Annotated in this window: 19 protein-coding genes; 6 read left to right on the top strand and 13 right to left on the bottom strand. The window is 71.5% G+C overall.

Translation table 11 applies throughout. From position 1 onward, the window contains the following. Positions 1 to 51 precede the first annotated feature (51 nt). From ACN27G_RS03555 to ACN27G_RS03515, 9 genes are all read right to left on the bottom strand, one after another. Positions 52 to 1,224 carry a hypothetical protein gene (locus ACN27G_RS03555; RefSeq protein ID WP_421491349.1) on the bottom strand — a complete coding sequence of 391 codons (1,173 nt, stop codon included), beginning with the start codon at positions 1,222 to 1,224 and terminating at the stop codon, positions 52 to 54. Then, positions 1,217 to 1,720, bottom strand: coding sequence for an RNA polymerase sigma factor (locus ACN27G_RS03550; protein WP_421491348.1), 504 nt, complete (start codon positions 1,718 to 1,720; stop codon positions 1,217 to 1,219). The genes ACN27G_RS03555 and ACN27G_RS03550 overlap by 8 nt, the downstream gene beginning before the upstream one ends. Before the next feature lie 211 nt (positions 1,721 to 1,931). Next, positions 1,932 to 3,053 (bottom strand): VWA domain-containing protein, encoded by a 1,122-nt coding sequence (locus ACN27G_RS03545; RefSeq protein ID WP_421491347.1) that lies wholly within the window; start codon positions 3,051 to 3,053, stop codon positions 1,932 to 1,934. Further along, positions 3,053 to 4,036 (bottom strand): VWA domain-containing protein, encoded by a 984-nt coding sequence (locus tag ACN27G_RS03540; protein ID WP_421491346.1) that lies wholly within the window; start codon positions 4,034 to 4,036, stop codon positions 3,053 to 3,055. The genes ACN27G_RS03545 and ACN27G_RS03540 overlap by 1 nt, the downstream gene beginning before the upstream one ends. Then, complete coding sequence (locus ACN27G_RS03535) at positions 4,033 to 5,013, bottom strand: DUF58 domain-containing protein (RefSeq protein ID WP_421491345.1); 981 nt, start codon at positions 5,011 to 5,013, stop codon at positions 4,033 to 4,035. The genes ACN27G_RS03540 and ACN27G_RS03535 overlap by 4 nt, the downstream gene beginning before the upstream one ends. A gap of 3 nt (positions 5,014 to 5,016) precedes the next feature. Beyond that, complete coding sequence (locus tag ACN27G_RS03530; RefSeq protein WP_421491344.1) at positions 5,017 to 6,039, bottom strand: AAA family ATPase; 1,023 nt, start codon at positions 6,037 to 6,039, stop codon at positions 5,017 to 5,019. A gap of 49 nt (positions 6,040 to 6,088) precedes the next feature. Next, complete coding sequence (locus tag ACN27G_RS03525; RefSeq protein WP_421491343.1) at positions 6,089 to 6,973, bottom strand: S1C family serine protease; 885 nt, start codon at positions 6,971 to 6,973, stop codon at positions 6,089 to 6,091. 116 nt (positions 6,974 to 7,089) lie between these two features. Beyond that, on the bottom strand, positions 7,090 to 9,312 hold the full coding sequence (locus ACN27G_RS03520; protein WP_421491342.1) for a UvrD-helicase domain-containing protein: 2,223 nt from the start codon (positions 9,310 to 9,312) through the stop codon (positions 7,090 to 7,092). Further along, complete coding sequence (locus ACN27G_RS03515) at positions 9,312 to 15,812, bottom strand: DEAD/DEAH box helicase (protein ID WP_421491341.1); 6,501 nt, start codon at positions 15,810 to 15,812, stop codon at positions 9,312 to 9,314. Before ACN27G_RS03515 ends, ACN27G_RS03520 begins: the two co-directional genes overlap by 1 nt. Before the next feature lie 193 nt (positions 15,813 to 16,005). On the opposite strand from ACN27G_RS03515, the gene ACN27G_RS03510 reads away from it, so the two are divergent. The 3 genes from ACN27G_RS03510 (at position 16,006) to ACN27G_RS03500 (ending at position 19,385) form a co-directional block, all read left to right on the top strand. After that, a complete protein-coding gene (locus ACN27G_RS03510) occupies positions 16,006 to 17,241 on the top strand; it encodes an AAA family ATPase (RefSeq protein WP_421491340.1) in 1,236 nt (411 codons plus the stop codon). Further along, positions 17,238 to 17,888, top strand: coding sequence for a hypothetical protein (locus ACN27G_RS03505; RefSeq protein WP_421491339.1), 651 nt, complete (start codon positions 17,238 to 17,240; stop codon positions 17,886 to 17,888). Before ACN27G_RS03510 ends, ACN27G_RS03505 begins: the two co-directional genes overlap by 4 nt. Before the next feature lie 102 nt (positions 17,889 to 17,990). Further along, positions 17,991 to 19,385, top strand: a complete 1,395-nt coding sequence (locus tag ACN27G_RS03500; protein WP_421491338.1) for a CBS domain-containing protein — start codon at positions 17,991 to 17,993, stop codon at positions 19,383 to 19,385. Between the two features lie 24 nt (positions 19,386 to 19,409). On the opposite strand, the gene ACN27G_RS03495 is transcribed toward ACN27G_RS03500, so the two are convergent. Genes ACN27G_RS03495 through ACN27G_RS03485 form a run of 3 tightly spaced genes read right to left on the bottom strand, consistent with a single transcriptional unit; the run spans position 19,410 to position 21,020 of the window. Beyond that, positions 19,410 to 19,976: a hypothetical protein gene (locus tag ACN27G_RS03495; RefSeq protein ID WP_421491337.1), complete on the bottom strand. Its 567-nt coding sequence runs from the start codon at positions 19,974 to 19,976 to the stop codon at positions 19,410 to 19,412. Then, positions 19,969 to 20,250, bottom strand: coding sequence for a YbaB/EbfC family nucleoid-associated protein (locus ACN27G_RS03490; RefSeq protein WP_421491336.1), 282 nt, complete (start codon positions 20,248 to 20,250; stop codon positions 19,969 to 19,971). The genes ACN27G_RS03495 and ACN27G_RS03490 overlap by 8 nt, the downstream gene beginning before the upstream one ends. Beyond that, positions 20,247 to 21,020, bottom strand: a complete 774-nt coding sequence (locus ACN27G_RS03485; RefSeq protein ID WP_421491335.1) for a WXG100 family type VII secretion target — start codon at positions 21,018 to 21,020, stop codon at positions 20,247 to 20,249. The genes ACN27G_RS03490 and ACN27G_RS03485 overlap by 4 nt, the downstream gene beginning before the upstream one ends. A 276-nt stretch (positions 21,021 to 21,296) precedes the next feature. On the opposite strand from ACN27G_RS03485, the gene ACN27G_RS03480 reads away from it, so the two are divergent. Both ACN27G_RS03480 and ACN27G_RS03475 read left to right on the top strand, forming a co-directional pair. Next, a complete protein-coding gene (locus tag ACN27G_RS03480) occupies positions 21,297 to 21,872 on the top strand; it encodes a hypothetical protein (RefSeq protein ID WP_421491334.1) in 576 nt (191 codons plus the stop codon). Between the two features lie 48 nt (positions 21,873 to 21,920). After that, positions 21,921 to 22,328, top strand: coding sequence for a hypothetical protein (locus tag ACN27G_RS03475; protein WP_421491333.1), 408 nt, complete (start codon positions 21,921 to 21,923; stop codon positions 22,326 to 22,328). 81 nt (positions 22,329 to 22,409) lie between these two features. Here ACN27G_RS03475 and ACN27G_RS03470 read toward each other — a convergent pair whose 3' ends face one another. After that, entirely contained in the window at positions 22,410 to 22,997 is a 588-nt protein-coding gene (locus tag ACN27G_RS03470; RefSeq protein WP_421491332.1) for a hypothetical protein, read from the bottom strand. 177 nt (positions 22,998 to 23,174) lie between these two features. Between ACN27G_RS03470 and ACN27G_RS03465 the strand changes: the two genes are divergently transcribed. After that, positions 23,175 to 24,368 carry a hypothetical protein gene (locus ACN27G_RS03465; protein WP_421491331.1) on the top strand — a complete coding sequence of 398 codons (1,194 nt, stop codon included), beginning with the start codon at positions 23,175 to 23,177 and terminating at the stop codon, positions 24,366 to 24,368. The last annotated feature ends 29 nt before the right edge of the window (positions 24,369 to 24,397 follow it).

The following is a 24,397-nucleotide window of genomic DNA, read 5'->3' as shown; positions in this document are numbered from 1 at the left end:
ACCGTGGACCCCGCCGACGCGGGGATCCGGGTCGGGCCGGAGCGGGGCAGGTCAGCCGATCCGGACCTGGAACATCGCCGTGTTGTTGGTCGGATCGGTGTCGTCCACCCTGTTCCCGTCGCTCCTGCCGACCACCCGCAGCGTCGCCGTGATCGCGCCGCCCGGAGTGTCCGGGTCGAAACCGCCCTCGACCCTGACACTGACACTCCGGCCCGGTTCCAACGGCGGCTGGTAGGCGCCGTGGTCGCCCCAGGCCCAGTCGGGGAACGCGGCGCAGTCGAAGGTGCAGTCACCGAATCCCACCCGGAACCGTCCGGACGCCCGGGGTCCGTTGTTCCGCACGGTCACGGTCGCGGTGCCGAACCGCTTCCCGTCCCTCACCGGCCCCAGCACCACGTCGCCGACCAGCACCTCCAGATCGGTCACAAGGCTCGGGTCGCCCCAGCTGGTCGCGCCGCCGACCTGCGTGAACCTCGACCCGTCCCACGCGTACTCACGCTGTTGCCGGCGCTCGAGAGAGGCCGGGAGGCCGCAACAGGCGATCATGTCCGTGACATCGGCGACGATGCCGCCACCGGGGCGGGCGCCGATGTCGCGGATGTTCAGCATCTCCTCCTGCCCGACGATCAACCCCAGGGTGCGGATCCTCCCGGAGGCGTCGCGGTCGAAGCCCACCACCTGGCTGTCCGGTGCCTCGCCGGTCCGGCAGAAGAGCAGCGCGGCCGTCTCCAGGGCGGTGTCACCGTCGAGGTCGGTGTGCACCACCTTCTCCACCCACCGGTCGTACATCGCACCGGACTCCTTCGCCGGCAGCTTCACCCTGGTGTCCGGACAGAGCGCGGTCCGGAACGGAGGAATCTCGACCTCCGTCCGGCTCAACTCCCCGAGGGTGATCCGGCCATCGACCGGCGGTGCCGGCGTCGGCGACGACGGTGACGCCGACGCGCCCGGTGTGGGTGTGACCGGCGCCGTGGGGCTCGGCCGGTCCGAGACCGCCGGAGTGGGCGGCGAATTGTCCCGATGCAGGTTGGTGGCGAACGCCGTGACGGGTACGGCGACCACTGTCGCGGCGAGCACGCCGAGTGTGCCGAGGCGTACCCGGCGGCGGTGCCGGACCGTCGCCCGTACCGTGCCGGCGGCCGGCACCGGCCCGGCAGCCGCCGCCTCGACGGCGTGGAAGTCGCCGAGTGCGTCGTCGATCAGGTTGTCGTAGGACTCAGACATCGTTCCCGCCTTCCCTGCCCTCCGCCAACTGCGCTCCCAGTGCCGCGCGGCCCCGGCTCAGCCAACTCTTGACCGTTCCCTCGGCCGCGTCGGTCTGCTCGGCGATCTCCGCGACCGTCAGCCCTCCGATGTAGTGCAGCACCACGGCCCTGCGCAGCTGCGCCGGAATCTTCGCCAGCGCCGCCACCAGGGCCACCCGGTCGGGTGAGGGCCCGGCGGCGTACTCGACGCGCTGTTTTCGCAGGAAGTTCAGGGCGGTTCTGCGGCGGCGCAGGCGACTCGTGGCCAGGTTCCAGGCGACCCTGCGCACCCAGGCGAAGGGATCCTGGTATCCGCTGATCTTCTGCCATCTGGCGAAGGCCCGGCAGAACGCCTCCTGCACCACGTCCTGCGCCTCGGCCCGGTCGCCCAGGTACGCGAAGAGCTGTGATCTCAAGACCGGGAACGCCGCCGCATAGAACTCGTCGAAGTCCCGCTGGACGTCGATGGCGGGCACGGCGTCCTCCTGTGCCGTCACTGAAGTCACACTGTCCTTCCCTCCGCCCGCCACCAGCCGTTGTCGGGCAGGCAGTTCCAACACGTGCCAGGGCGCGACGAGGTTGCGCGGCTCGTCCGGGCACCGATCGCCGGCCCGTCCGGGCACCCGGTGGGCGGACCCCGGCTTCCTGGCCCACTTCCTGGATGGACGGCAGGGCGCCAGATAGGAGTCAGCCGGGGAAGGATCCTTCGCGCCGCCGGAACGCGGCCGGCGTGGTCGTGCCGGATGCCGGGCGGCCGGGGACCCGGTTCCACCAGAGGGCGAGCCCGGCGCCGGCGAAGGCCAGCACCCCGCCGGCGAGCGCGAACCAGACACTGATCTCGACGTCCTGCTCGTGCAGGCCGAACTCCCGGGGCAGGTCGGCGAGGACGTCGGTCAGCTCGTCGGCGTCCTCCGCCCGGAAGTAGCGCCCGCCCGAGATGTCCGCGACCCGGGTCAGCGCCTCCTCGTCGAGATCCAGGTAACGGCTCCGCCCCGTCCAGGCCGGCAGGTCGCCTCGTGACCGGCGGCCGAAGTAGGAGTCATCGCTGATCTGGTCGGCGGTGCAGACCATCGGCGCGGGGTCGGTGGTGCCGAACCCGATGGTGTAGACGCGGACCCGGCGCGCGGCGGCCTGTTCGGCGGCGGTGACCGGAGCGACGCCTGTGGTGTTCGAGCCGTCGGTGAGTACGACGATGGTGTCGGGCTGGTAGTCGCCGAGGGCGTCGGGGGCGACGTCACCGAGGTCGACGCCGGTGGCGGCGACGTTCGGGTTGGTCTCCGCGATCGCGTCGATGGCGGTCAGGATCGCCTGGCCGATCGCCGTACCCCTGGCGGTCCTGAGGGTGTCGATGGCGTCGAGCAGGGCGTCCCTGTCGGTGGTGGGCGGCACCACCAGGCCGGCGATCCCGGAGAACGCGACCAGGCCGATCGGGGTGTCCCCCGCCTGCGCCTCGATGAAGTCCCGGGCCGCGTCGCTCGCCACGGCCAGCCGGTTGGGCGCGATGTCGGTGCTGCACATCGAGCCGGAGACGTCGATCGCCAGCAGGATCGAGGTGTCGTTCGACGGTACGGCGACCGTCGCCTGCGGCCGGGCCAGCCCCGCCGCCAGCGCGAGGAGCCCGGTGAGGAAGAGGAGGACCGGGACCCGGCGGCGCCACGACACGGGGCCGGGCAGCGCGGCCCGGATCAGCGCCACGCTGGAGACGGTGACGGCGACCCGCTTGCGCCGCCGGTTCAGCCACCACCGGACCGCCGGCAGCAGCGGCGCGACCAGCAGCGCGATCAGCGCCCACGGCCAGTCGAACGACATCAGACGATCCTTCCGTGCCAGCGGATGCCGAGCAGTCCACCGACCGTCAGCAGCAGCAGGGCGGCACCGGCGAACGGCGCGGTCAGCTCGACCGGCTCCGTGCGGGTGGTCAGCCGCAGGTCGAGCGATCTGGTCGTGTCGGCCAGCGTGGCCTCGTCACCGGCCGGGTGGTGCGCGCCGCCGGTGGTCTGCGCGACCGCGGTCAGCAGCGTCTCGTCCAGCGCGGTGCCGAGCTGGTAGCCGTCGACCTCGACGGTGGCGCCCCGCACGGTGCCGACCCCGACGGTCTGGATGCGTACCCCGGCGGCGGCGGCGAGTTCGGCCGCGGCCACCGCGTCCGGCCCACCGGTCTGCTGGCCGTCGGAGAAGACCACGATCGTCGCCGAGGGCCAGTAGCCGAGCTGCTCCGTCGTCACGGCCGCCCCGTCGGCGGGCAGGCTGACCGGCCGACCGGTGATGGTGCCGAGCGCGACGAGGATCGCCTGCCCGAGGGCGGTGCCGCCACTGGCGGCGAGCCGCCTGATCGCGGCCACCGCAGCGGTGTGGTCGGCGGTCGGCTCCTGGGTCAGCAGCGCCTGCTCGCCGAAGGCCAGCACGGCCACGTCGACCGAGTCCGGCTGCTCCTCGACGAAGCCGATCGCGGCGGACTGCGCGGCGGCGAGCCGGTTCGGTGCCACGTCCTCGGCGGACATGCTGTTGGAGACGTCGAACGCCAGCACCACCGTGCCGGCGGCCCGTGGCACGACCATCTCGGCCTGCGGGCGGGCCAGCCCCACCAGCAGGATCGGCAGGGCGGCGAGGAGCAGCGCGTACGGCAGGTGGCGGCGCAGCGCGGCCCACCGCGCACCACGACCGGCCGGGACCCCGAGGCCGGCGGCGGCCAGCGCCGCGCCACGGCGGCGCTGCAGCGCCACGTAGCCGGCCGTCGCGGCGGCGGTGACCAGTACGGCGACGGCGAGTACGAGTGGCTGCTGGAAGGTCACCGGCGCCTCCGTCCGGAGTGGCGGGCCATGCCGACGAGCACGGCGAGCGCGTCCTCGTCGGTGCCGACGTGCCGGACTTCCACCCCGGCCCGTCGCATCCCCTCCGCCAGTGCCTCCTCACGCGCGTCGACCTGGCCGGTGAGACGCCCCCGCAGCAGGGGGTCGCTGGTGTCCACGAGAAGCTGCTCACCGGTTTCGGCGTCCTCGACCAGGATCAGGCCGAGGTCGGGAAGCTCGAGTTCCGCCGGGTCGAGCACCCGGATCACCACCACCTCGTGACGGTGGGTCAGCATGGTGAGCGGGCGCTCCCAGTCCGGGTCGCCGATGAAGTCGGAGAGCACGAAGACCAGGCTGCGGCGGCGCGCGACGGTGGTGGCGGCGAGGCGCAGCATCGCGGCCAGGTCGGTGGTGGCGCCGGGGCCGGTGGCCGGCCGCGGGCGCAGCAGTTCGTGTGCGATGCGCAGGACCTGGTCGCGGCCGGTCCGGGGTGGGATCACCCGGTGGGCGTCGTTGTCGTAGAGGATCGCGCCGACCCGGTTGCCGCCCTGCGCCACCAGCCGGCCCAGCCCGACCGCCAGCTCGGTCGCCACGGACTCCTTGCCCTGACCCGTACCGTTGCCCTGACCCCTACTGTTGCCCTGACCCCTACCGTTGCCGGCCGCGCCACCGTGCCCCGCGCCGCCGCCGGCCGCGTCCCGGGGGCGGCCGAAGCGCATCGAGGCGGAGCGGTCGACGACCAGCCAGGCGGTCAGTTCCCGGTCCTCCGTGTACTGCCGGACGTACGGCTCGTCCAGCCGGGCCGTGACGTTCCAGTCGATGTGCCGGACGTCGTCCTCCGGCGTGTAGGCGCGCAGGTCGGTGAAGTCGATGCCGGCGCCCTGCCACACCGTGCGGTAACCGCCCTGGAGGCGCCCGTCGAGGCGGCGGCGGAGCCGCCACTCCAGGCGCCGCAGCAGCCGGTCGGGGACGGTGGCCATCGGTCAGCGACCGCGACCGGCGGGCTCCGGCACCGCCACGTTCGCCAGGATCTTCGACAGGATCAGATCGGTGGTGACCTCGTCGGAGAGGGCCTCGTAGGAGAGGACGAGCCGGTGCCGCAGCACGTCCAGGGCGAGGTCGGTGAGATCCTCGGGTACGGCGTACTCCCGGCCCCGGACGTAGGCGAGGGCGCGGGCGGCGAGCACCAGGCTGATCGAGGAACGCGGGCTGGCGCCGAAGGTCACGTAGCGGGCCAGGTCGGTCAGGCCGACCCGGCCCGGATCGCGGCTGGCGTGGGCGAGCTGGACCGCGTACTCGATGAGCGACGGGTCGACGTAGACACGGTCGGCCTCCCGCTGGAGCCCGACGAGGGTCGGCGGGTCGATGATGCGCCCGATCGCGGCGGCCGGGGCGAGCGCCCGCTCGACGACGACGAACTCCTCGGTCACGCTCGGGTAGTCGACGACCACCTTCATCATGAAGCGGTCGACCTGCGCCTCCGGCAGCGGATAGACCCCCTCGGACTCGATCGGGTTCTGCGTGGCCATCACCAGGAACGGGTTCGGCACCGGGCGGGTCTCCCGGCCGATCGTGACCTGCCGCTCCTGCATCACCTCCAGCAGCGCGCTCTGCACCTTGGCCGGCGCCCGGTTGATCTCGTCGGCCAGGAGCAGGTTGGTGAAGACCGGCCCGAGCGAGACCTGGAACTCGCCGGTCGGCTGGTGGTAGACCCGGGTGCCGAGGATGTCGGCGGGCACCAGGTCGGGGGTGAACTGCACCCGGTGGAACTCCCCGCCGATCGCCTCGGCCAGCGACTTCACCGCGAGCGTCTTGGCCAGCCCGGGTACGCCCTCGACGAGGATGTGCCCCCGGGCGAGCAGCGCCACGATCAGTCGTTCGAGGAGCTGGTCCTGGCCGACGATGGTCTTCTTGACCTCGTAGAGCACCTTTTCGATCGGGCCGGCGGAGGCCGGTACGCTCCCCGCCTCGGCCCACTTCCCGGCGCCGCTTGCCGGCATGTTCATCGATCCGTCCTCGGTCCTGTGCTCGGATGGGGTGTGGTCGGGTGACGTGTCACAGCGGAGGCACCTGCCCGTCGCCCTGGCCGGCGCCGAGCGCCGCCCCGATCGGGACGGCGAAGCCGATGCCGATGAAGGTGCCGGCGTCGGTGGGGTTGGCGAGCGCCACGACGACGCCGACCACCTGGCCCTGGTCGTTCACGAGCGGGCCGCCCGAGCTGCCCGGGTTGACCGCCGCGTCGAACTGGATGAGGCCGGATATCCGCGCCGCCTCCCCCCGGGCGACCCGGTCCAGGCCGGAGACGACCCCGCTGGTGGTGCTCGCGGTCAGCCCGAGCGGGTTGCCGATCGCCACCACGTCGTCGCCGACCGCCGCGCCGCCGCCGAGGACCGCCGGCACGACCGTCTCCGGCAGCCTCGCCGGGGTCAGGGTCGCGATGTCCTGCGCGGCGTCGGCGCCGGCGACCACGGCCGCCGTCTCGGTGCCGTCGGCGTACGTCACGGTGATCGTGCCGCCGCCGTCGACGACGTGCGCCGCGGTCAGGATGGTGCCGTCCGCGTTCACGATGACGCCGGTGCCGGTCGCCGACCCGGTCGTGCTGCCGGCGCCTCCCGCGGAGTTCCCGCCCGTCGTCGCCTGGATCAGCACCACCGAGGGGAGCAGCGTGCGGTAGACCTCTGCCACGCTCAACGGCCCCTCCGACGCCGACGGCGATGCCGACGGCACGGCGGCGCCCGGCGTCTCCCGCTGGTCGCCGGTGCGGAGAAAGAGCAGCGCCGTGATCGCCACGGCCCAGGCCAGCACCGCGCCGACGAGCATGTTCCGACGCAGGCGCCCGGCCCGCCACCGGCCCGCCGGATTCTCGACGGCCGGCTTCTCGACCGCCGGCTTCTCGACCGCCGGGGTCGGCTGCTGGAGGTCCGCTCCGCCAGCGAGCACGTGGACATCCGCCCCACCACCGGGCGCCGCCGTCACCGCGAGACCGCCAGACTCCGCATCCTTCGACTGTAGGGGCGTTTTCGCGGAATGACCCGGGATGATTGCTGACCGGTTGGTCAGGACTGGCTGATCAGGGACGGCCGCACCAACCGGCTGGTGAGGAACGGGCTGGGTGTGCCGTGCCAGAAGACGGCCAGCTCGTCGCGGGCCCGGGTGGCGGCGACGAAGAGCAGGGACCGGTCACGCTGCCGTTCCCGCTGGTAGCGCCGGGGATCGGTCGCCCGGTAGCGGCCGATCGCCTGCCGGGGGACGAGACCGTCGCCGACCCCGGCGATGATCATCCGCTGGTATTCCAGCCCCTTGAACCGGTGCATGGTGCCGACATGAACCCCGTCCGGCCGTTTCGGCCCGTCCGGACCGATCTCCACCGCCGCGATGCCGTCGGCCTCCAGCCGGCTCGCGACCTCTGCCGCGAACTCCCGGGTCGGTACGGCTACCGCCACCGACCCGTCCGCCGGCCTCCCCCAGGCCGTCACCTGCTCGACGATCAGCTCGCGCTCCTGGTGCCAGGACGCCGCGCCCCGGAAGGTCGGCAGGCCGCCACGGAGCAGCGACCGGTAGCCGGCGAGGTCCTCCGCACCGCCGTCGAGGTCGTCGTACGTCTCGCCACTCATGATCTCCAGAGCCGCCGCGAGGATCTGGCGGGTGGTCCGGTAGCTCAGGGTGAGCCGGGCGGACCGGCCCCGGATGTTGACGCCGAGGCTGCTCAACGTCACGTGGTTGTCGTAGATCCGCTGGTGAGTGTCGCCGGTCAGGAACAGGTCGTCGGGGCCGGCGGCGACCATCGCGCGCAGCATCTTCCAGTGTGCGGCGCTGAGGTCCTGCGCCTCGTCCACCACGATGTGCCGGTAGCGGTGTCGCAGGAAGCCGCCCGAATCCTCCGCCGGCAGGCCCGCGCTCCGCGCGGCGCGGTCCATCTCCAGCCGGGCCGCCCGTTCGGCCACCTGCCGCCAGGTCCATCTGCCCTGGTCGTCGAGCCACTTGGTGAACCGTTCGGTGAGCCGCCAGATCTGGTCACGTTCCGCCCGGCTGAGCGCGCGGCCCCGGCCGGGGCGACGTGCCTGGAAGTAGTCGGTGCGGGAGCCGAGCACCTGGCCGAGGATCACCTGGGTCCACTCGGCGGCCAGGAACTCCGCGTCCCACCCGGACTCCCCGGTTTCCAGCAGGTACTGCTGCCAGAGGTCGGGAACGGTGTTGTCGTCGACGATCCGCCTCTCCGCTCCCGCCTTCGCCTCGGCGACGACCCGGCTGGCCAACCGGTCGATGTTGACGATGTCCACCCGGGACACCAGCTCCTGCCCACCGAGGGCGATCAGCCGCGTCCGCAGGTCCGCCGCGAGATTCCGGTTGAAGGTGGTCAGCAGGACCGGCCTGTCGGCCCCGGGCGGCAACTGCCGGACCAGGTGGGCGACCCGGTGCAGGGCCACGATCGTCTTGCCGGTCCCCGGGCCGCCGCCCACCCGGGTGGGGCCGTTGTACCGCTTTTCGACGAGTTTCCGCTGCGTGGGGTGGAGGAAGATCTGCCAGCGGTCGAACGACTCGGCGAGCATCGCCTGCAACGCCTCGTCGTCGGAGGAGACCTGGGTGGCCGGCCGTTCCACCGCCCGCCGGTAGTCGTCGGGGTCGACCGCCTCCTCCGCCCGTACCGGCTCGGTGATGTGGGTGCGCACGTGCTCGTACGACTTCCCGTCGTGCAGCGACAGCAGCACGTCGGCGGTGAGCTGCGGAGCCCGCTCGGCCAGCTCCAGCAGCCCGGTCTCGCTGGTCAGGTCGCGGATCTGCGGCAGGAGCGGTTCGGCGACTCCCAGCGCGACGAGTTGTGCGTCCGTGAAGCTCGCGAACAGCGGAGCCGCCTCCGCAGCCGGGTGGCTCGGCGGGGCGACCTCCGGCACGGCCACCGACGAGTCCGGTGAGACGACCCGGCCGACGATGCTGTCCCCGACCGGCTCCAGGTCGATCACCTCGATGCCGCCGGTCACCCGGTTGATCCGGTACGAGTAGCGGTCCAGGTTCTCGTAGACGTCCCGGCGGTGCCGGATCGCGACGAGCAGGTAGTCCTGCTCGGCGATGTGCAGCAGTAGCGCGCGGTGGTCCTGGTTGATCCGCGCGGACCAGAGCCGGGAGCTGCCGGAGAGCTGTTTCAGCCGCAGCCCCGGGCTGCCCGGGTTGTGCCGGAACTTGTGCATGAACTCGTAGACGGCCCCGATCTCCGCCCGGGAGAGCTTCATGACCTCCTTGTCGGCCCGGTCCAGCATCCGCAGCGTCGCGGCCTTGGCCATCACTGACGTTCTCCCCCACTCCTCGTGCCGAGCCCACTCCCCGTGCCGAGCCGGTCGGTCAACTCGTCCGCCGACCACTCCCGCGCGGTCCGGACGTGCCAGCCGGCGTCGGCGTACGCGCCGTCCCGGTCGTGCACCTCCGGATCCTCGGCGGCGCCGGAGAGCACGACCGCGACCCGCTCGTCCGGCCAGGCGAGCTCGGCCTGCCAGCCCTGGTCGCCGAGTTCGTAGCCGACGACAGGCGCCGGCAGGTCGCGGCGGATCAGCGCCTGCACCAGCGACTCCAGGCCGGACTCGTCCCGGTTGAGGTAGTGCAGCACCTCCGCCCAGGGTGAGTCGGTGTCGGTGACGTCGTCCGGCGGTGTCGCCTCCGGCGAGAGCCCGAGCCAGGTGGCGGTCTCGGCGTCGACCGGCGTCGGCCGCTGGGTGAGCCGGAGCCCGGTGCCCTCGGTCACCGCCATCGAGGCGGGGTCGAAGTCGTCCAGGGCGGTCCGGGCGAGCTGGGCGCCGTCGCCGCCGCCGCCGGTCAGAAACTGGATGATGTTGCTCCAGGCCAGCCAGCCCGTCCACCGGCGCCGGTGCCGCTCGCGCCCGTCGTCGGTGCCGGCGTCGACCGCCTCCGGCCGGTCGTCGACCACCGTCAGCGCCGACCAGATCCGCTCCGTGCCGCGACCGTCCACCACGATGGTGACCGGACAGCCGGCCGCGTCGACCGACCGGACCAGCGTGATCCGGCCCGGCCGGGCCGGCGGCAGCGCCTCGCCCCGCAGGGACGCCATGATCCGTTCCCCGATGCCGGCGGAGTCGGCCGTGCTGGGCTTCTCCGTCGCCTGGACCAGCAGCCCGGCCAGGGCGGCCTCGGCCCGACGCCGCCACCGCCGCGGGTCGGGCTCGGCCAGGAACCGCAGCAGCAGGTCGACCGGGTTGGTCCAGACGTACCGTTCCAGGTCGGCGGGATCGGCCTCCGGCACGGACTGCCGGTAGAGGTCCCGGGCGCGCTGCCTGGCCAGCCCGCCGTACGGCTCCCAGACCGCCCCCGTGCCGTCCTTCCCGCCCCGCCAGCCGTCGACGTCGCCCCAGGTGATCCCGAAGACGAAGAAGTCGTGCGCCCGGAGCCGGTTGCGCTTCTCGGCGTCGTCGGCGAGCCGGTTGTACTGCGGCGACGCGTGGTACTTGAACCCGTCGAGATAGACCGCGATCTCCGGCGAGGAGGCGTCGAGCCGGCGGAAGTGCACGTCCGGCCGGGTGCCCCGGATCGTGTTCTGCAACTTCATCTGCCAGTGCGTGACGTCCACCCCGTCCGGGGCGGTGAACCGCAGGTCGGCGATCCGGGCACCGTCGTGGTCGGTGCGCCGCTCGACGCGTACCCCGGAGCCCGGCTCGCCGGCCCAGGCCAGCAGCTTGTTGAGGAACCGCGTCTCCAGCTCGCTCTCCACCTGGTGGATCAGCGAGATCTCGTCGGTGCTGCGGGTGCCGGACCGTACCGCCCAGGTGTCGAGCAGCCGGCTCAGCATGCCCAGCGCCTCGTCCCGGCTCATCAGGTTGAACTCGCTGTCCCGGGCGTACCGCAGCAGGCACCGGTGGCAGGCGGCCCGCCCCTCGTGCCGGCAGACACAGTTGCCGATGATCTGCCGGGCGCGGGCGAGGATCCACCGGAACTGCTCCGGGTCGGCGAGCCGGTGCAGATAACCGGTGCCCTGCGGCTGCGTGTCGTAGACGATCACGTGGTTGCGGGTCGCCCCGCTCTGCGCGTCGGGCATGGTGCCGCGGAGCACCCGCAGGTGGGCCGGATCCCCGCCGTACTCGGCGGCGACGCCGAGCCGCACGGCGGCGGCGAACGAGACGACCCGCTCCTCCACCAGCGCGGTCACCGCCGGGATCAGGATGCGCAGCGCCTCGGTGCGCAGCTCGTGGGCGAGGATCAGCGGTACGTGCCGGGCGGTGCCGGGCGACCGGCGGTGCGGGCACCAGGGCCGGTGGTGTTCGGCCTCCTTCGCCACCGCCGAGCCGGCGAGGTGCGCGGCGATCTCCTGGCTCACCGTCGGCTGCCCGTCGACGGTGGTGCCGCCGCAGGAGTCGCAGGTGTGGAACGGGTTGATCCGCACCTCGTCCCCGCCGAAGTACTCGCCGGCCCGGTCGTAGCGCTGGGCGCCGAGGTTGTAGTGCCGGATGGTCGCGTCCCGGGTGTAGTCGACCCCGAAGGTGTCGCCGGTGTGCCGCCACGACGAGTCGATCCGGCCGGGGTCGACGTCGACGGTGATCGGTGTCACGTAGAACCGGCGGTCCCGGTCGTCGCTGTCGTCCCGGATCCGCGCGTCGTCCCGGCGGTCCCGGGTGAGCACCCGGGTCGGTCGCAGCACGGTGAAGAGGCGGCTCTGGTCGGCGAGGCCCTCGTCGCCGCAGCGCGGGCACGGGCTGGTGTCCTCCCGGGCGAGGTGGGTGCGGGCGTAGCCGCAGCGGGCACAGATCCGCCACCGCTCGTACGCCGGCCGGTTCACCGGGCCGAGGTCCAGCCCGGAGATCTCGTGCTTGTAGCCGCGCACGTAGTAGGTGTTGCCGGGGGCGATCTCGACCAGGCCCTGCCGGGCCGGACGGTCGTACTCGCGCAACTCGGTGTGGAACCGTCGACTGCCGTCCGGCATCTTCTCCTCCCAGGTGAGGGTGGCGTCCAGCAGCGTCCGGTGGTCGATCAGGGCGTAGTTGGGCAGCAGGCCGAACTCGACGAGGGTGCCGTGCGCGGCGGCGCTGGCGATCCGCTGCAGCAGCCTGCGCACCTCGCGGGCTTCCGACCGGAGCATCTTCAGCTCGCGGGCGTGGTCCGGGTCGCTCTTCACCAGCGTGCCGGCGACGGCGTCGATGCCGGTCAGCCGCCGTTGCAGGTCACCGCGCCGGTCCTCCCAGGTCTCGTCGGCCCGCTTCACCCGGTCGGTCAGCCCGGCGTCGGCGAAGTGCCGGAGCTGGTCGGCGGCGACGTCCGAGACCTTGTCGCCGAAGAGCCCGAGGAACCCCTCGACGAGCCGGGCGCCGTCCCGCTGCCCGGCCTCGGCGAGCGTGGCCAGCCAGCCGGTGGCGCCGAAGAGCAGGTGCGCGCGCCGGGGCAGCGGCAGCACACCGGGCAGCCGGCCCCGGGCGGCCAGGTCGATCAGGTGTGCCAGGTACTGCCGGCGCAGGATCTCCACGGCGGAGAGGAAGCAGCCGGGTGGCACGATCTGGCCGGCGACCATGTTGCGCGGCTCGGTGAGGTAGTAGCGGTCCCGGTCGGAGCGCCCGACCAGGGTGAGCACCAGGGCGTTGCCGCTGCGCCGGCCGGCCCGGCCGGCCCGCTGGACGTAGTTCGCCGGCCCGGCCGGCAGCGACGCGAGCAGCACCGTGGAGAGGGCGCCGATGTCGATCCCCATCTCCAGGGTGGGGGTGCAGGCGAGCACGTTCGGGTCGGTGTAGCGGGTCCCGGCGCGGAAGCGTTCCTCGACGGTCTCCCGCTGTGCCCGGGTGAGCATGCCGGTGTGCTCGCCGGTGACCACCCGGAACACCGGACTCTCCAGATAGAGCCGCCGGTAGTAGTCGTCCGGGGCGGTGGCGTCCGGCGCGGGTCGCAGCCGGCCGCCGCAGCGGTACTGCCGGCACGGCTGCCCGGTCCAGTCGGCCACCCGGTCCGGGTGCTCGGTCTGCTGCCAGTGGCAGGTGTCGCAGCCGACCCCGGCCCGGACCGCCGAGGTGTCGTCCAGCAGCGTCACCCGGAGGTGGCCGGGGAGCAGCCCGTACACCCGGTTGCCGTCCTCGGTGTCCCGGTCCGCGACGATGCCGGCGGCGGCCAGCGCCGGCAGCAGCCGGGCAAGATATCCGGCGGCGCCCGCCTGGTCCAGGCCGAGACACCGGCCGGCCCAGTCCTGATACCAGGTGCCCTTGGCGGTGACCGCGTCGAACTCGGACCGGGTCTTCGGGGTGGCGAGCAGGAACGCCGGCCCGGAGAGCCCGCGTGGAAACGCCGGCATCCCCTCCGGCCGGCCGCCCCAGATCTGCCAGCGGGCACCGCCGCGCCGCAGGTAGGGCACCAGCCACTCGTGGTAGACCGCCCCCCGCATCCGCAGCCGCTCCAACAGGCCGCGCAGGAAGGCGAGGTAGCGGGCCTCGTCCGGCAGCGGGCCGCCGCCCGCCGCCGGCCCGGTCAGGTGTACGTCCCGGCACAGCGCCGCCGCCGCGCCCGGGTCGTCGAGCACCACCTCGACCGCGACGGTACGGGTCAACTCCAGCGTCCGGCCCTGCCTGGCCCGCAGCCCGGTCTCCAGCACGGCGGCGAAGGCGAGCCGCTCGGCGACAAGCGTCCACGCCTTCCGGTCCCGGACGTTCTCCCCGGCCAGCAGGGCGTCGACGCCGGGCTGGTCGTGCAGGTCGGGCGGGACGACGGTGCAGAGGATCTCCGGCTCGACGGCGGCGTCGACCATCCGCACGATCAGCTCGTCCAGCCCGACCGGCTCGCCGGGGCGGAGCCGGCTGGCCAGCAGCGAGCGCAGCGAGAACGCGTACGACCGGTTGGCGACGAAGCCGGCCCGGTGTGCGGCGTCCTGCACCGAGTCGTTGAAGAGCAGTGTCCTGCGCTCGGCGCCGACCAGCTCGCCGCCGGTGAAGAGTTGGGTGATCGCCACCGAGGCGAGGGTGGCCAGGCCGGCGCCGAGATAGCGGATGCCGTGGTCGAGTTCGCAGGAGGGGCAGCGGTCCTTCTCCGCGGCGTCGGGCCCGAGCAGGTCGCCGAGGACGACGACCGACTCGTCGCCGAGCCGGCCGGCCCGGTCCCGGACGGGGTCGAACGGGCGGACCCGGCGGCCGTGTTCCAGCACCAGCAGGCCGCGGTCGCGGTGCTGGATCTCGTCTTCGGTGGCCGCGACGAACGCCCGGATCCGGCGCTTGTCCCGGCCGACCGAGCCCCGGTAGATCCGGTCCGGGTCGACCTCCAGCTCCTGCGGGTCCTTCTCCGGCGAGAGCGCGGCCCAGCCGGAGCGCCCGCAGTGCCGGCAGTAGATGGCGGGCAGTCGCCGGTAGCGGTTGTCCGCCACCACCCGGTCGATCTCCGGGGCGAACGGGTCGGCGTCGCGTTCCGGTTCGCCGTACCAGCCGAAGGTGGTTTCCGGGCCGACGCCGCGCAGCAGCCGGGAGACCGCGCGCACCCAGAGGTGGGTCTCGATGTTGAGCAGCGGGCGTCCGGGTGCGTCCGGGTTCTCCGCGCGGGCCAGCAGGCCGACGAACCGGGCGAGCGCCCGCGCGGTGACCTCCGGCCGGGTCTTCATCGCGCTGCCCCAGCCGGTGGCGTTCTTGCGCGGCAGCACCTCGATGACCTCGGCGAAGGTGCGCGGCTCGGTGCCGAGCGAGTCGAGCACCGCCCGGGTCAACGGGTGCCGGCGCAGCAGCGCGCCGAGCCGGGCCGGGTCGGCCGTCGCCGTCCCCGACGCCCTGCCCAGGAGCAGTTCGGCGACCTGGTCGGTGAGGCGTGCCGGGTCGCGCCCGTCGAGCGCGGCGATCTCCTCCGGGTCGGGCAGTGGCAGGTCGAAGTCCTGTTCGGTGACGAACTCGGCCGGCTCGTAGCGGTCCTCGCCGATCAGCGACTCCGGGGCGAAGGGCACCCCGAAGACCTGCTCGGCAACCTCCCGGATCGCCGTCCGGCCGTCCCGGGCACCGTCGGAGCCGAGCCCGGAGCCGAGGGTCGCGGAGGTGGCCACCGGGCAGATCGCGCCGAGCGGGCGCTCCGGGGTCGACCGGCCGAGCGCGGCGGCGAGCCGCCGCAGCAGGATGGCCACGTCGGTGCCCTGGGCGCCGTCGTAGGTGTGGAACTCGTCGAGTACGACGTACGCCGGCTCGGCGCCCTCCCACAGCGGCAGGTCGTCGGCGCGTTGCAGCAGCAGGTCGAGCATCTTGTAGTTGGTGATCAGGATGTCGGGTGGGGTGCGCCGCATCTCGGAGCGCCTGGTGAGCACCCGGGGATACTCGACGGCGGCGACGTCGCCGATGTAGAGGCCGGCGGTCACCTGGTGCAGTGCGTCATTTTCGACCAGCAGGTCGTTGAGCCGCTTGGTCTGGTCGGTGGCGAGCGCGTTCATCGGATAGAGCAGGATCGCCTTGACCCCCGGGCCCTGGTGCCGCCGGACCCGCTGGCAGTGGTCGAGCAGCGGGATCAGGAACGCCTCGGTCTTGCCGGAGCCGGTGCCGGTGGTGATCAGGGTCGGCTCGGCAGTTTTGTCGAGTGTGGAGAGTCGGGCGAACGCCTTCGCCTGGTGCAGGTGGGGCGTGAAGCCGGCGGGCGCCCATTCGAGCGCGGACCGCCAGTCGGCGTCGGCCGGCCGGAACGGGGTGCGGATCCGCAGGTACGGCCCCCGGAAGATGCCCTGCTCGGGGTGGGTGAGAAACGCCTCCAACCCCTGCCGGACCGGTTCGTCGGTCAGCCCGAAGGTGGTGGTGAGATATTGGGTGAGCGTCCTGCGAAGGGTGTCGGCGGCGATCGTCGGCCTCATGAGCAACTCACCGCAGGCATGCTACTCGTCTATGTCTAGATCACTCTGTCATGATTCCGTCTATCGTGGACGCCCGAACGGCCTGCGGCGGGCCGCCTCCGGTGGGAACCGGTCCTGCTCCCGGGTGAGTATGTCCGGCACCTTCGCAGCCGACCTGCCGCCATGGGGACGATCGACCCAGTAGGCTCCCGTCGTGGCTGTCAAGCGTCCGCCGTACCTGCTCAGGCTCAAGGTGAACAACTTCCGGAGCCTCCGTGCCGTGGAGGTGCGGCTCGCGGCGCTCAACGTACTGGTGGGGCCGAACGGCGCGGGGAAATCCAATCTCCTCGACGTTATCGCCTTCCTCGGAGACGCGATCAGGGACGACCTCGGGCCGGCCCTCGACCGTCGCGGCGGCTTCGAGCGGATCCTGTTCCGAGGGTCGACACCCGGGAATGCCATATCCATAGAGGTCGAGGCCGCGGTTACGAAGAACAGCAACACGCGCACCACCGACAACTACTCACTGGAGTTCTCGCTCGGCCAGCTCCGCAGAAGCAGTCGGAGTCCGAGCCTGCGAGAGCACGTACGGGACAGATTCTATCTCCGCCGCTCAGAGGCGTTCATGTTCAAGCGCACGGCCGGCCCGGGGAGGAGGATCGAGGTCAAGGGAAGCGAGATCACCTTCAATGTCGGTGGCAAGGAGAGCACCGCAAGCCTGCGTGAAGGTTCCCTCGGGTTGGCGACACTCCCGAAGCTGAGCCCGGAGGATGGCGGTGAGCAGGTGGAGGCACTGGCGGACCTGTTCGCCAGTTTCCGGGTCTTCGATGTCGACGTCACTGCCGCCCGTCGACCGGCCACACAGCGGCTGAGCCAACGCCTGGACAACGACGGGACGAATCTGGCGGCCTTCCTGGCCTACATGGCCGATTCTCATCCCGAGCGGTTCGCGGCCCTGGTCCAGGACGCCCGGCGGTTCATACCAGGGCTCGCGGATCTCGACTTCGAGACGATCGGCGGTGCGGGCGAGGGGACCGTGCTCAACCTGATCGAGGAAGGCCTGCCGGGTTCGACGACTCTCCAGGAGGCCTCCTACGGATCGATTCGCGCGCTGGCGCTGCTCGCCCTGCTGTACGACCCGGCACCACCGCGACTGACCTGCATCGAAGAAATCGACCACGGGTTGCATCCGCACGTACTGGATCGACTGGTCGAATTGCTGCGGCAGGCCTCGGAGCGGACGCAGTTCCTCATCGCCACCCATTCGCCGGCTCTGGTCAACCGGCTGAGACCTGGCGAGTTGATCGTCTGCGAGCGCGGCGAGGACGCCGCTTCCCGGATACCGGCGATCGAGCCGGAGGTGGTCCGACGGATGGAGGCAGAGTTGCACGGGGAGATCGGGCTCGGTGAACTCTGGTTCACCGGCGCGCTGGGAGGCTGCCCTGAATGACGGGCCGACGTGGTGCCCCACCGCGCGGAGTGGTGATCCTGGGTGAAGACGACCACGACCGCCAAGCCATCAGGATCCTTGTCGCGGCGCTCCGCCCCGACCTCGCGGCCGGCATACAAACCCTCCGCAAGCCGATGGCGCTGGTCAAGAACGTCCCTCCGCAGCGGTTGCCGAGCAAGGCCCAACGCGACGGCGCCCTGCTCCGCGCTGTCCACGCTCGGCAACCGATCCGGTGCGTCTTCATGCATGAGGACGCGGACGCCGTCGAACCCGCGCACGAGCGGTTGATCAAAAAGATCGAGGAGTGCTATTCGGGCCTCCCGTGGCCGGTCCACGCCGTCGTGCCGGCCTGGGAGACCGAGACCTGGTGGTTCCTCTTCCCCAACGCCCTCAAGGCGGTACGCCCCTCATGGCGGATACCGACGGAGTACGCGGGCCGTGACCTCGGCAGGATCCGCAACGCCAAGGAGGAACTGAAGAAGGCGCTGCTGCCCAGCGGGTCGAAGCCGGCCACCTTCAAGACGTACGCCGAGGCCGACAGCGCGCTGATCGCCGAGAAGGCCGCGGCCCTCGAACTGCTGACTCCACCATGGTTCGCCAAGAGCGCCAGTTGGCTGGCCTTCGTCAAGAAGGTGACCGAAGCCTAGACATCGGATCGATCCGCTCACCAGTATCACGGGCGATGTGAGCAGCACTCGCACCCCGTGCCGTCGGCCTCGGTCGGGCGCCCACCCCTGGAGCAGACTGGAATGACAGCTGAGTCGCCCCGCCGCCGGCATCCGTTGATCAACGGGCGGCGGGTCCGGATCTCGGACCTGCTCGACGCGGAAATGGTCAAGCCGGACCAGGTCCTGTCCTACCGTCTTCCGCACTCCGACCAGGTGCACAAGGCTGCCATCACCGCTCGGGGGCGGATCAGGCTCTCCGACGGCCGCGAGTTCAGCACGCCGTCGGGGGCCGCCACGGCGGTCAACTCCGGCCGGGCCGTGCACGGCTGGTACGCCTGGCGCCTCGACACGACCGGGCCGTTCCTGCACGAGCTGCGGCGGCAACTGCTGCAATCCGTCGCCGACGACCCGACCATCGCGGACGAGTCCGAGGACCCGGTCGACCGGGAGGCCGTACGCCGACGGTTCGCCATGCTGAACGAGGCGTCCCGGCGGGCCGAGACCGGTGATCCGGTGCGGTTGACCGTACGCGAGCTTCTCCGGCTCTGGGGCTTCGAGGACCGGGACCGCGACTCCAACCAGCAGATCGACGCCGACCTGGCCAACCACGGTCTTGTCACCGCGCCGGAGTTCCGGGCGGTCAACCTCGACCGCCCCGTGGAGCTGGTGACCCTGCCGGCTCCCGGCGACGAGAGCGGCAGCGCTGCGCCGGCCGGGCAGGACACCGGCACGCTCCAGGCGGAGCTGACCGACGAGGCGTCCGCCGACATCGGCCTGACCCTGGGCAACCTGCTCTCCAATGACGAGTTGCTGGTCTCCGTCTCCCCCTCGGCCTCCGTGCAGCAGGCCATCACCATCATGCGGCTGAACGACTTCTCCCAGCTCGCCGTGCTCACCCCTCCGAACGAGCTGCACGGCGCGGTGAGCTGGAAGTCGATCGCCCAGGCCCAGCACGCCGCCCCGGACGCGACCCTGGGCAGCATGATCACTCCGGCCAAGGTCTTCAACTACGACGTACGCCTGCTCGACGCAATAGCTGACCTGCGGCGGGAGGAGTTCGTCTTCGTCCGGGACTTCGACGGCACCATCAGCGGGATCATCACCGCGGCGGACGTGGTGCAGAAGTACGACGAGACCGCCAGGCCGTTCCTGCTGATCGGCGAGATCGACCAGGAGCTGCGCCGCCTGATCCAGAACACCTTCGACCTGGAGACCGCCCAGCAGGCGTGCGGGGGCAAGAAGAACCTCAGGTCGTTCGACCACATGACGATGGGGCAGTACCAGTCCGTGATCAAGAATCCCGAGTGCTGGCAGGCGCTCGGCTGGCCGCTCGACCGGACGGTCTTCATCACGCGACTCGACGAGATCCGGCAGGTCCGCAACCGGGTGATGCACTTCAACCCGGATCCGGTGAAGCCGGCCGACGTGCACCGGCTGAAGTACTTCCTGGACCTGATCCGCACCTTCAACACCTGACGCGGGCGCCACCCGGGCGCATACTCAACCGATCGGGGTCCGTTCCCCGGCTAGCCTGGCGAGCACGTCGATCGCCTCCCGGGCCGAGTAGTTCGACAGCCACATGCTCACCGTGAACGTCCAGCGGTCGGCGTCCCGCTGATCGGGCGGCCGTAGGGTGACGGGCAGATCCTTCACCCGGACCACCAGCGTCCAGGGTCCGCCGGACATCCCCGTGCGACTGGTCCGGAGCGCGAAGACCGACTCGACGTGATCCCATGGCACCCGGATCGCGAAGGCGTCCGTACCGCTACGACTCCGTGCCCGCACCCAGACCCCGCCAGGGTCGGCGGCGAGCCAGACTCCGGTCACCCTGGACAGGACGCGCAGGATGGCGAAGAGCGCCACGATCAGGAAGGGCAGGACCAGCACCAGCAGCGTCCACGGCGTTGCGGAAGGGTTGACGACCGGGATGCACAGCGGCGACAGGACGCCCAGCCAGACGACCGGTTGCATAGCCAGTACCCACACCAGCGCCCTGCGACGCAGGATGAGCGGTTGGCCCTCGTCCGGGATGCGCGGCGCGCTCCGGAAGACCTGGCCGTCATCCACCGAACAGCTCGCGGGAGAGCCGGCCGAGCACGGCCGGACCGTCCCGGCCCTCCAGAGCACCGGGGTCGATGCGGAGGCCGGTGATCCGTTGATATTCCGCCTGGGCGGTCTGGCTGAACTCGGCCTGCGCCTCGGCGATCAGCGACAGGACCGTCTGGGCAATGGCGCGACCGTCACCCCGGCGGAGGGCCGAGTCGGCGATGTGGAGGTCCAGCACCTCCCGGTCGGGGCCGATGGTGACCTCGACCAACCGGTCGTGGCTCTGTCGCGTCACCCGAAGCCGCGAAACAGCGTCACCGGCCTCCAGGATGCGGGCCCGGGTCGCCTCGAAGTTGTGCACCATCTCGTCGAGTCGGGCGGCAAGATCCTCACGCACATCTGCTCCCAGGTGTTCGGATCCGCGGTCTTCGGTGTCCATCCCCACGAACGGCCGTCGATGCTGGGCAACGCGTCGACGGGCAAGGTCGAGTGCCGGCCCTTGCCGTCGAGCGTGCTCTCGTGCTTCGCCAACAGCTCGACGCGCGGCCTCGCCATCGACAGGTAGGTGATGACTCCGGACGCGAGCCCGCCGATCAGCCCGAGCAACGACACGATGATGTTGCCGGCTCCGACCAGGCTCGCCACGCTGAGAATCAGGCCGACGGCGGTCAGCACCGCGCCGACCATCTCCAGCCAGGTGAGCTCGATCCCGTCCGCCACCATCACGAGCGCGCCGCCGACGATCGGGATGCTGTCGGCCTCCTGGTGCAGCGCCGCCCTGACCTCGCCGAGGTAGCGTTCGTACGCCTCGCTGGCGCCGCCCTGCCAGCGGTCTTCGACCGTACGCAGGAACTCGTCCACCAGCCGCTCGGCGTGCTCGTCCAGCGCCGCTGAGGTCGGCGCGGAGGCAGGACTGGTGCCCCAGACCTCGGTTGCCGCGCGTCGAAGTTCGTCCGTGTCGACGAACTGCTGGAACTCCTTGAGCATCGTGATCGGGTCGTCGACGCCGACCAGTCGGGCAACCCCGCTGAGGACGTATGCCGCCTCCGGCAGTGCGAGGGTCATCGGCCAGCCGCCCCGGTCCGGCCGGCAGCGCCCCGGTCGCTGCGGTCGTACTCTCAGGGCAACCTTTCCTGCAACGGCTTGAGATCACCCGCGACCTGATCGAGATGGTTCGCATAGTTGCGTAGGACGTCTGTGTCGGTACCGAATCCATCCGGATTCACCATCCCAGATCCCTTTCCGCTATACCGCGCCTGACGATAGCAGTCAATCTATTGATCATGTCTGCACGCGCGCTCCGGCCCCCTTTCCGTCAGCAAGTCTGACCTGGAGCTCGTCATGCAGATGACGAACATCGGACACATCATCAATGTCGAAGTCGATCACTTTTGTGCGGTACTCTGGCGCCTCCAATCGATCGGAGGCGACGTGGAATACCGGATGGGCAGGCATGTGGCGATCACCGCCGCGCTACCGTCCTGGTATATCGACTTCACCGACGAGCACCCGCAGATCGATCAACGCCCCCGGTCCGCCGCACGATCGACAGTGGTCAAGCTGCAGCTTCCGGTGATCAGCGGCTCCGTCGACGTACGCCTGGAACGCGCACGCCCCAGTCAGATTGTCGGCGCCGGGCTGATCCTGCTGACATATCCCATCCTGTTGTTCCTCAGCGCGTTCAGGGCCGTGGCCCAGTTCGTCAGGCGCGCGTGGCCGTTCCTCGTGCGGGCGCTCGACCTCCAACTCCCACATCCGGTGCCGGTGAACGTCGCGCGTGACAAGTCCGTGGAGCGCGTGAACCAGAGCGTCGAACGAGTGGGACAGCTCCTTGGCGAGACTCTCACCTCGATCGACCGGCATGCGCCGGCCTGCACGGCACCGGCAGTGCCGCCTCGGCAACGGCGGGCCAGCTGACCCGATCGATGCACTTCCCCTCCATGGCATCGGAAAGGACCCGGCCGGGTGACAGAGCAGGTGCGCGCGTCTGACGGCGCGGGCTGGTTCCAGACCGAACAGGCCTGGGAACGGATCTCCAAGCAGCATCCCGATCCGGCAAAGGCGATGGATGCCCTGATGGAGCTCGTCCGCCGCGACATGGAACATCGGCACAGCCAGGAGCGATCCGCGCGACGCCGGCAGTGGGCGAACTGGTGGTTGAGACTCGTCCGGGTCCTGCTGGGGTTCGGCGCACTCGTCCTGATCACCCGGGTGACCGTGGAGTTCCTCAACCAGCAGGCTCCGGTGCAGGGCATGACGATCCTGCTGGTCGGCTCCGTGCCCATCACCGCGCTCTTCATCACGGGCAAGACCGAGGCGGCGCCCACGCCACCCCGCGAGGCACTACAGGCTCCGGTGCCGCCACCCGCCTGACGGCGCCTCTGGAAGGGCTTGCGCCTGGCGTCCCTCGCAGACGCTCATGCGCCGGACGTGCCTGGCAAGAGCCCGAGCACTTCAGCGTCGGTTGTCCCTGGCGCGGTTCTGGCTGCGGAGCTGGTCCAGCAGCTCGGTCCAGCGCCTCGGCACGCCCAGGTCGAGAAACTCCGCCTTCAGGGTCGCGATCCTCTTCTCCCGGTCGGCCAGCATCGCCTGCACTGCCGCGGTGAGCTGGGACACGAAAGCCGCCTCGCCCAGCCTGGCCAGGGTGCCGTCCGGGAACTCCACGGTCCAGTAGAGGGCGCCGGTGGTGCGGACGACGATGGCGCCGTCCGGTGACGTGCCGACCGCGACCACCTCGTGGAGCGCCTCCGTGTAGGCGACCTGCCCCGGAGTCGGTTCGGGCGCAGCGCTCGGGCGGGGAGCGGTGCGGAAGGATGCCAACCGTCGCTCGTGGAGGTCGTCCTGGGACCGCTGGAAGGCGACCCACATCGCCTGGCCGAGGCGGCTCAACTGGTGCGCGAGGTCGGCGTCGGTGTAGCGCCCGAAGGCCGCGTAGCTGAAGCTGATCCGCAGGTCCGTGCCGTCGGTGGTCACCGCCCAGATCGCACCGTCGGGCGACGAGGCGGAGATCTCCGGTCTGCGTTCGAGGGCTGGTCCGGTCACGTCTCCCCGTTTCGCTGGTCACGCCCCCACCGGCCGCCCCGCCGCCGGTCGGCTGAGCCGGCACATCTCCGGAACTCCCGGGCGCCCGGCCAGGGGCGATTCCACGGCTGAACCCGGCCTCCGCAACGCCCGAGGAGCAGGGCAACCCTCGGTGCGGGTCTGTGTTAAGACTAGTCCATGAAACGATCTGCGCGCGGACTCGCTGCGACGCTCGTCGTGGTGGCAATGGTCAGCGCGCCCGCGCCGGCCCTGGCTGACAGCGCGACGGCGACCCTCTACGCCGGCAGCGGTGAGGCGGGCTATTCCGGCGATGGCGGTCCCGCCGTCGCGGCGGCGCTGAACAAGCCCGGCGGGATAGCGGTCGGGCCGGACGGCGTCGTCTATGTGGCCGACACGGAGAACTGGGTCGTCCGGGCCATCTCCACCGACGGCGGAATCAGCACCGTCGCGGGCCGGGGCCGGCCGGGGCAGGAGACACCGGAGACACCCGTGCGGGCGGGCGCCACGGTTTCCGGATCCGAGGTCACGCTGCGCTATCCGGCCAGTCTGGGGGTTGGTGCGACCGGGACCGTCCACATCGGCGACAGCGGCAACTTCCGCATTCTCTCGCTCTCCGAAGGCGGTGACGTCACCCTGGTGGCGGGGGGTAACGGCGCCGGGTTCGCCGGTGACGGAGGACCGGCGGTCGAGGCCCAGCTTCGCGACGTCACCGGCATCGACGTCGGGAGCGACGGCGCCCTGGTCTTCGGTGATCTGCGCAACTACCGGGTCCGCCGGATCGGGGCCGACGGTCTCATCGACACCCTTGTCGGCAGTGGTGACGTCGGGCTGGTGGCGGGTGGTGAGGCCGGTTCGTTCACCTTCCCCTACGCACCGATCTCGACGGCCGCCGGCGCCGGGGGCGACCGGTGGGTGGCAAGCACCCTGCTGTACGGGCTGTCGGGCACGCGGATGCGCGCGGTGGTCCGGGACGGTGACAGCCGATGGTCCTACTCCGATTCCCAGGGCGCCTCGATCCCCGCCGGCGCCTGGCGTGGCAATCTGCACGTGGCCGCCACCGGCAATGCCGTGTATCTGTCGAGCGACGAGGGCCTGTACCGGTTCTACCCGGACGGCAGGGTGGAGACCCTGCTCGCCAATCCGTCGTTCGTGGGCACACTGACCATGGTGGACGACCGGGTCGGCTACCTGGCGGACCCTCGACTCAACAAGGTCTACCGGCTGGATCTCCCGGAGCTGTCGGGTGGGGATTCGACCGCCGACGGTGATTGGTGGCGACAGTGGTGGGTGCTGGCGATCGCGCTCGCCATCGTCGTGGCGCTCGTGGTCACCGTGGCGGCGCTGGCGGTGTCCCGCCGCCGCCGAGCATGACCGAGGCGCCGCTCGTAGCGTTGTTGCCG

The organism is Plantactinospora sp. WMMB334 (genome assembly GCF_049179095.1).
Taxonomy (GTDB): domain Bacteria; phylum Actinomycetota; class Actinomycetes; order Mycobacteriales; family Micromonosporaceae; genus Plantactinospora.
Note: the sequence above shows the minus strand (reverse complement) of the source record. Positions and strands in the feature narration are given on the sequence as shown.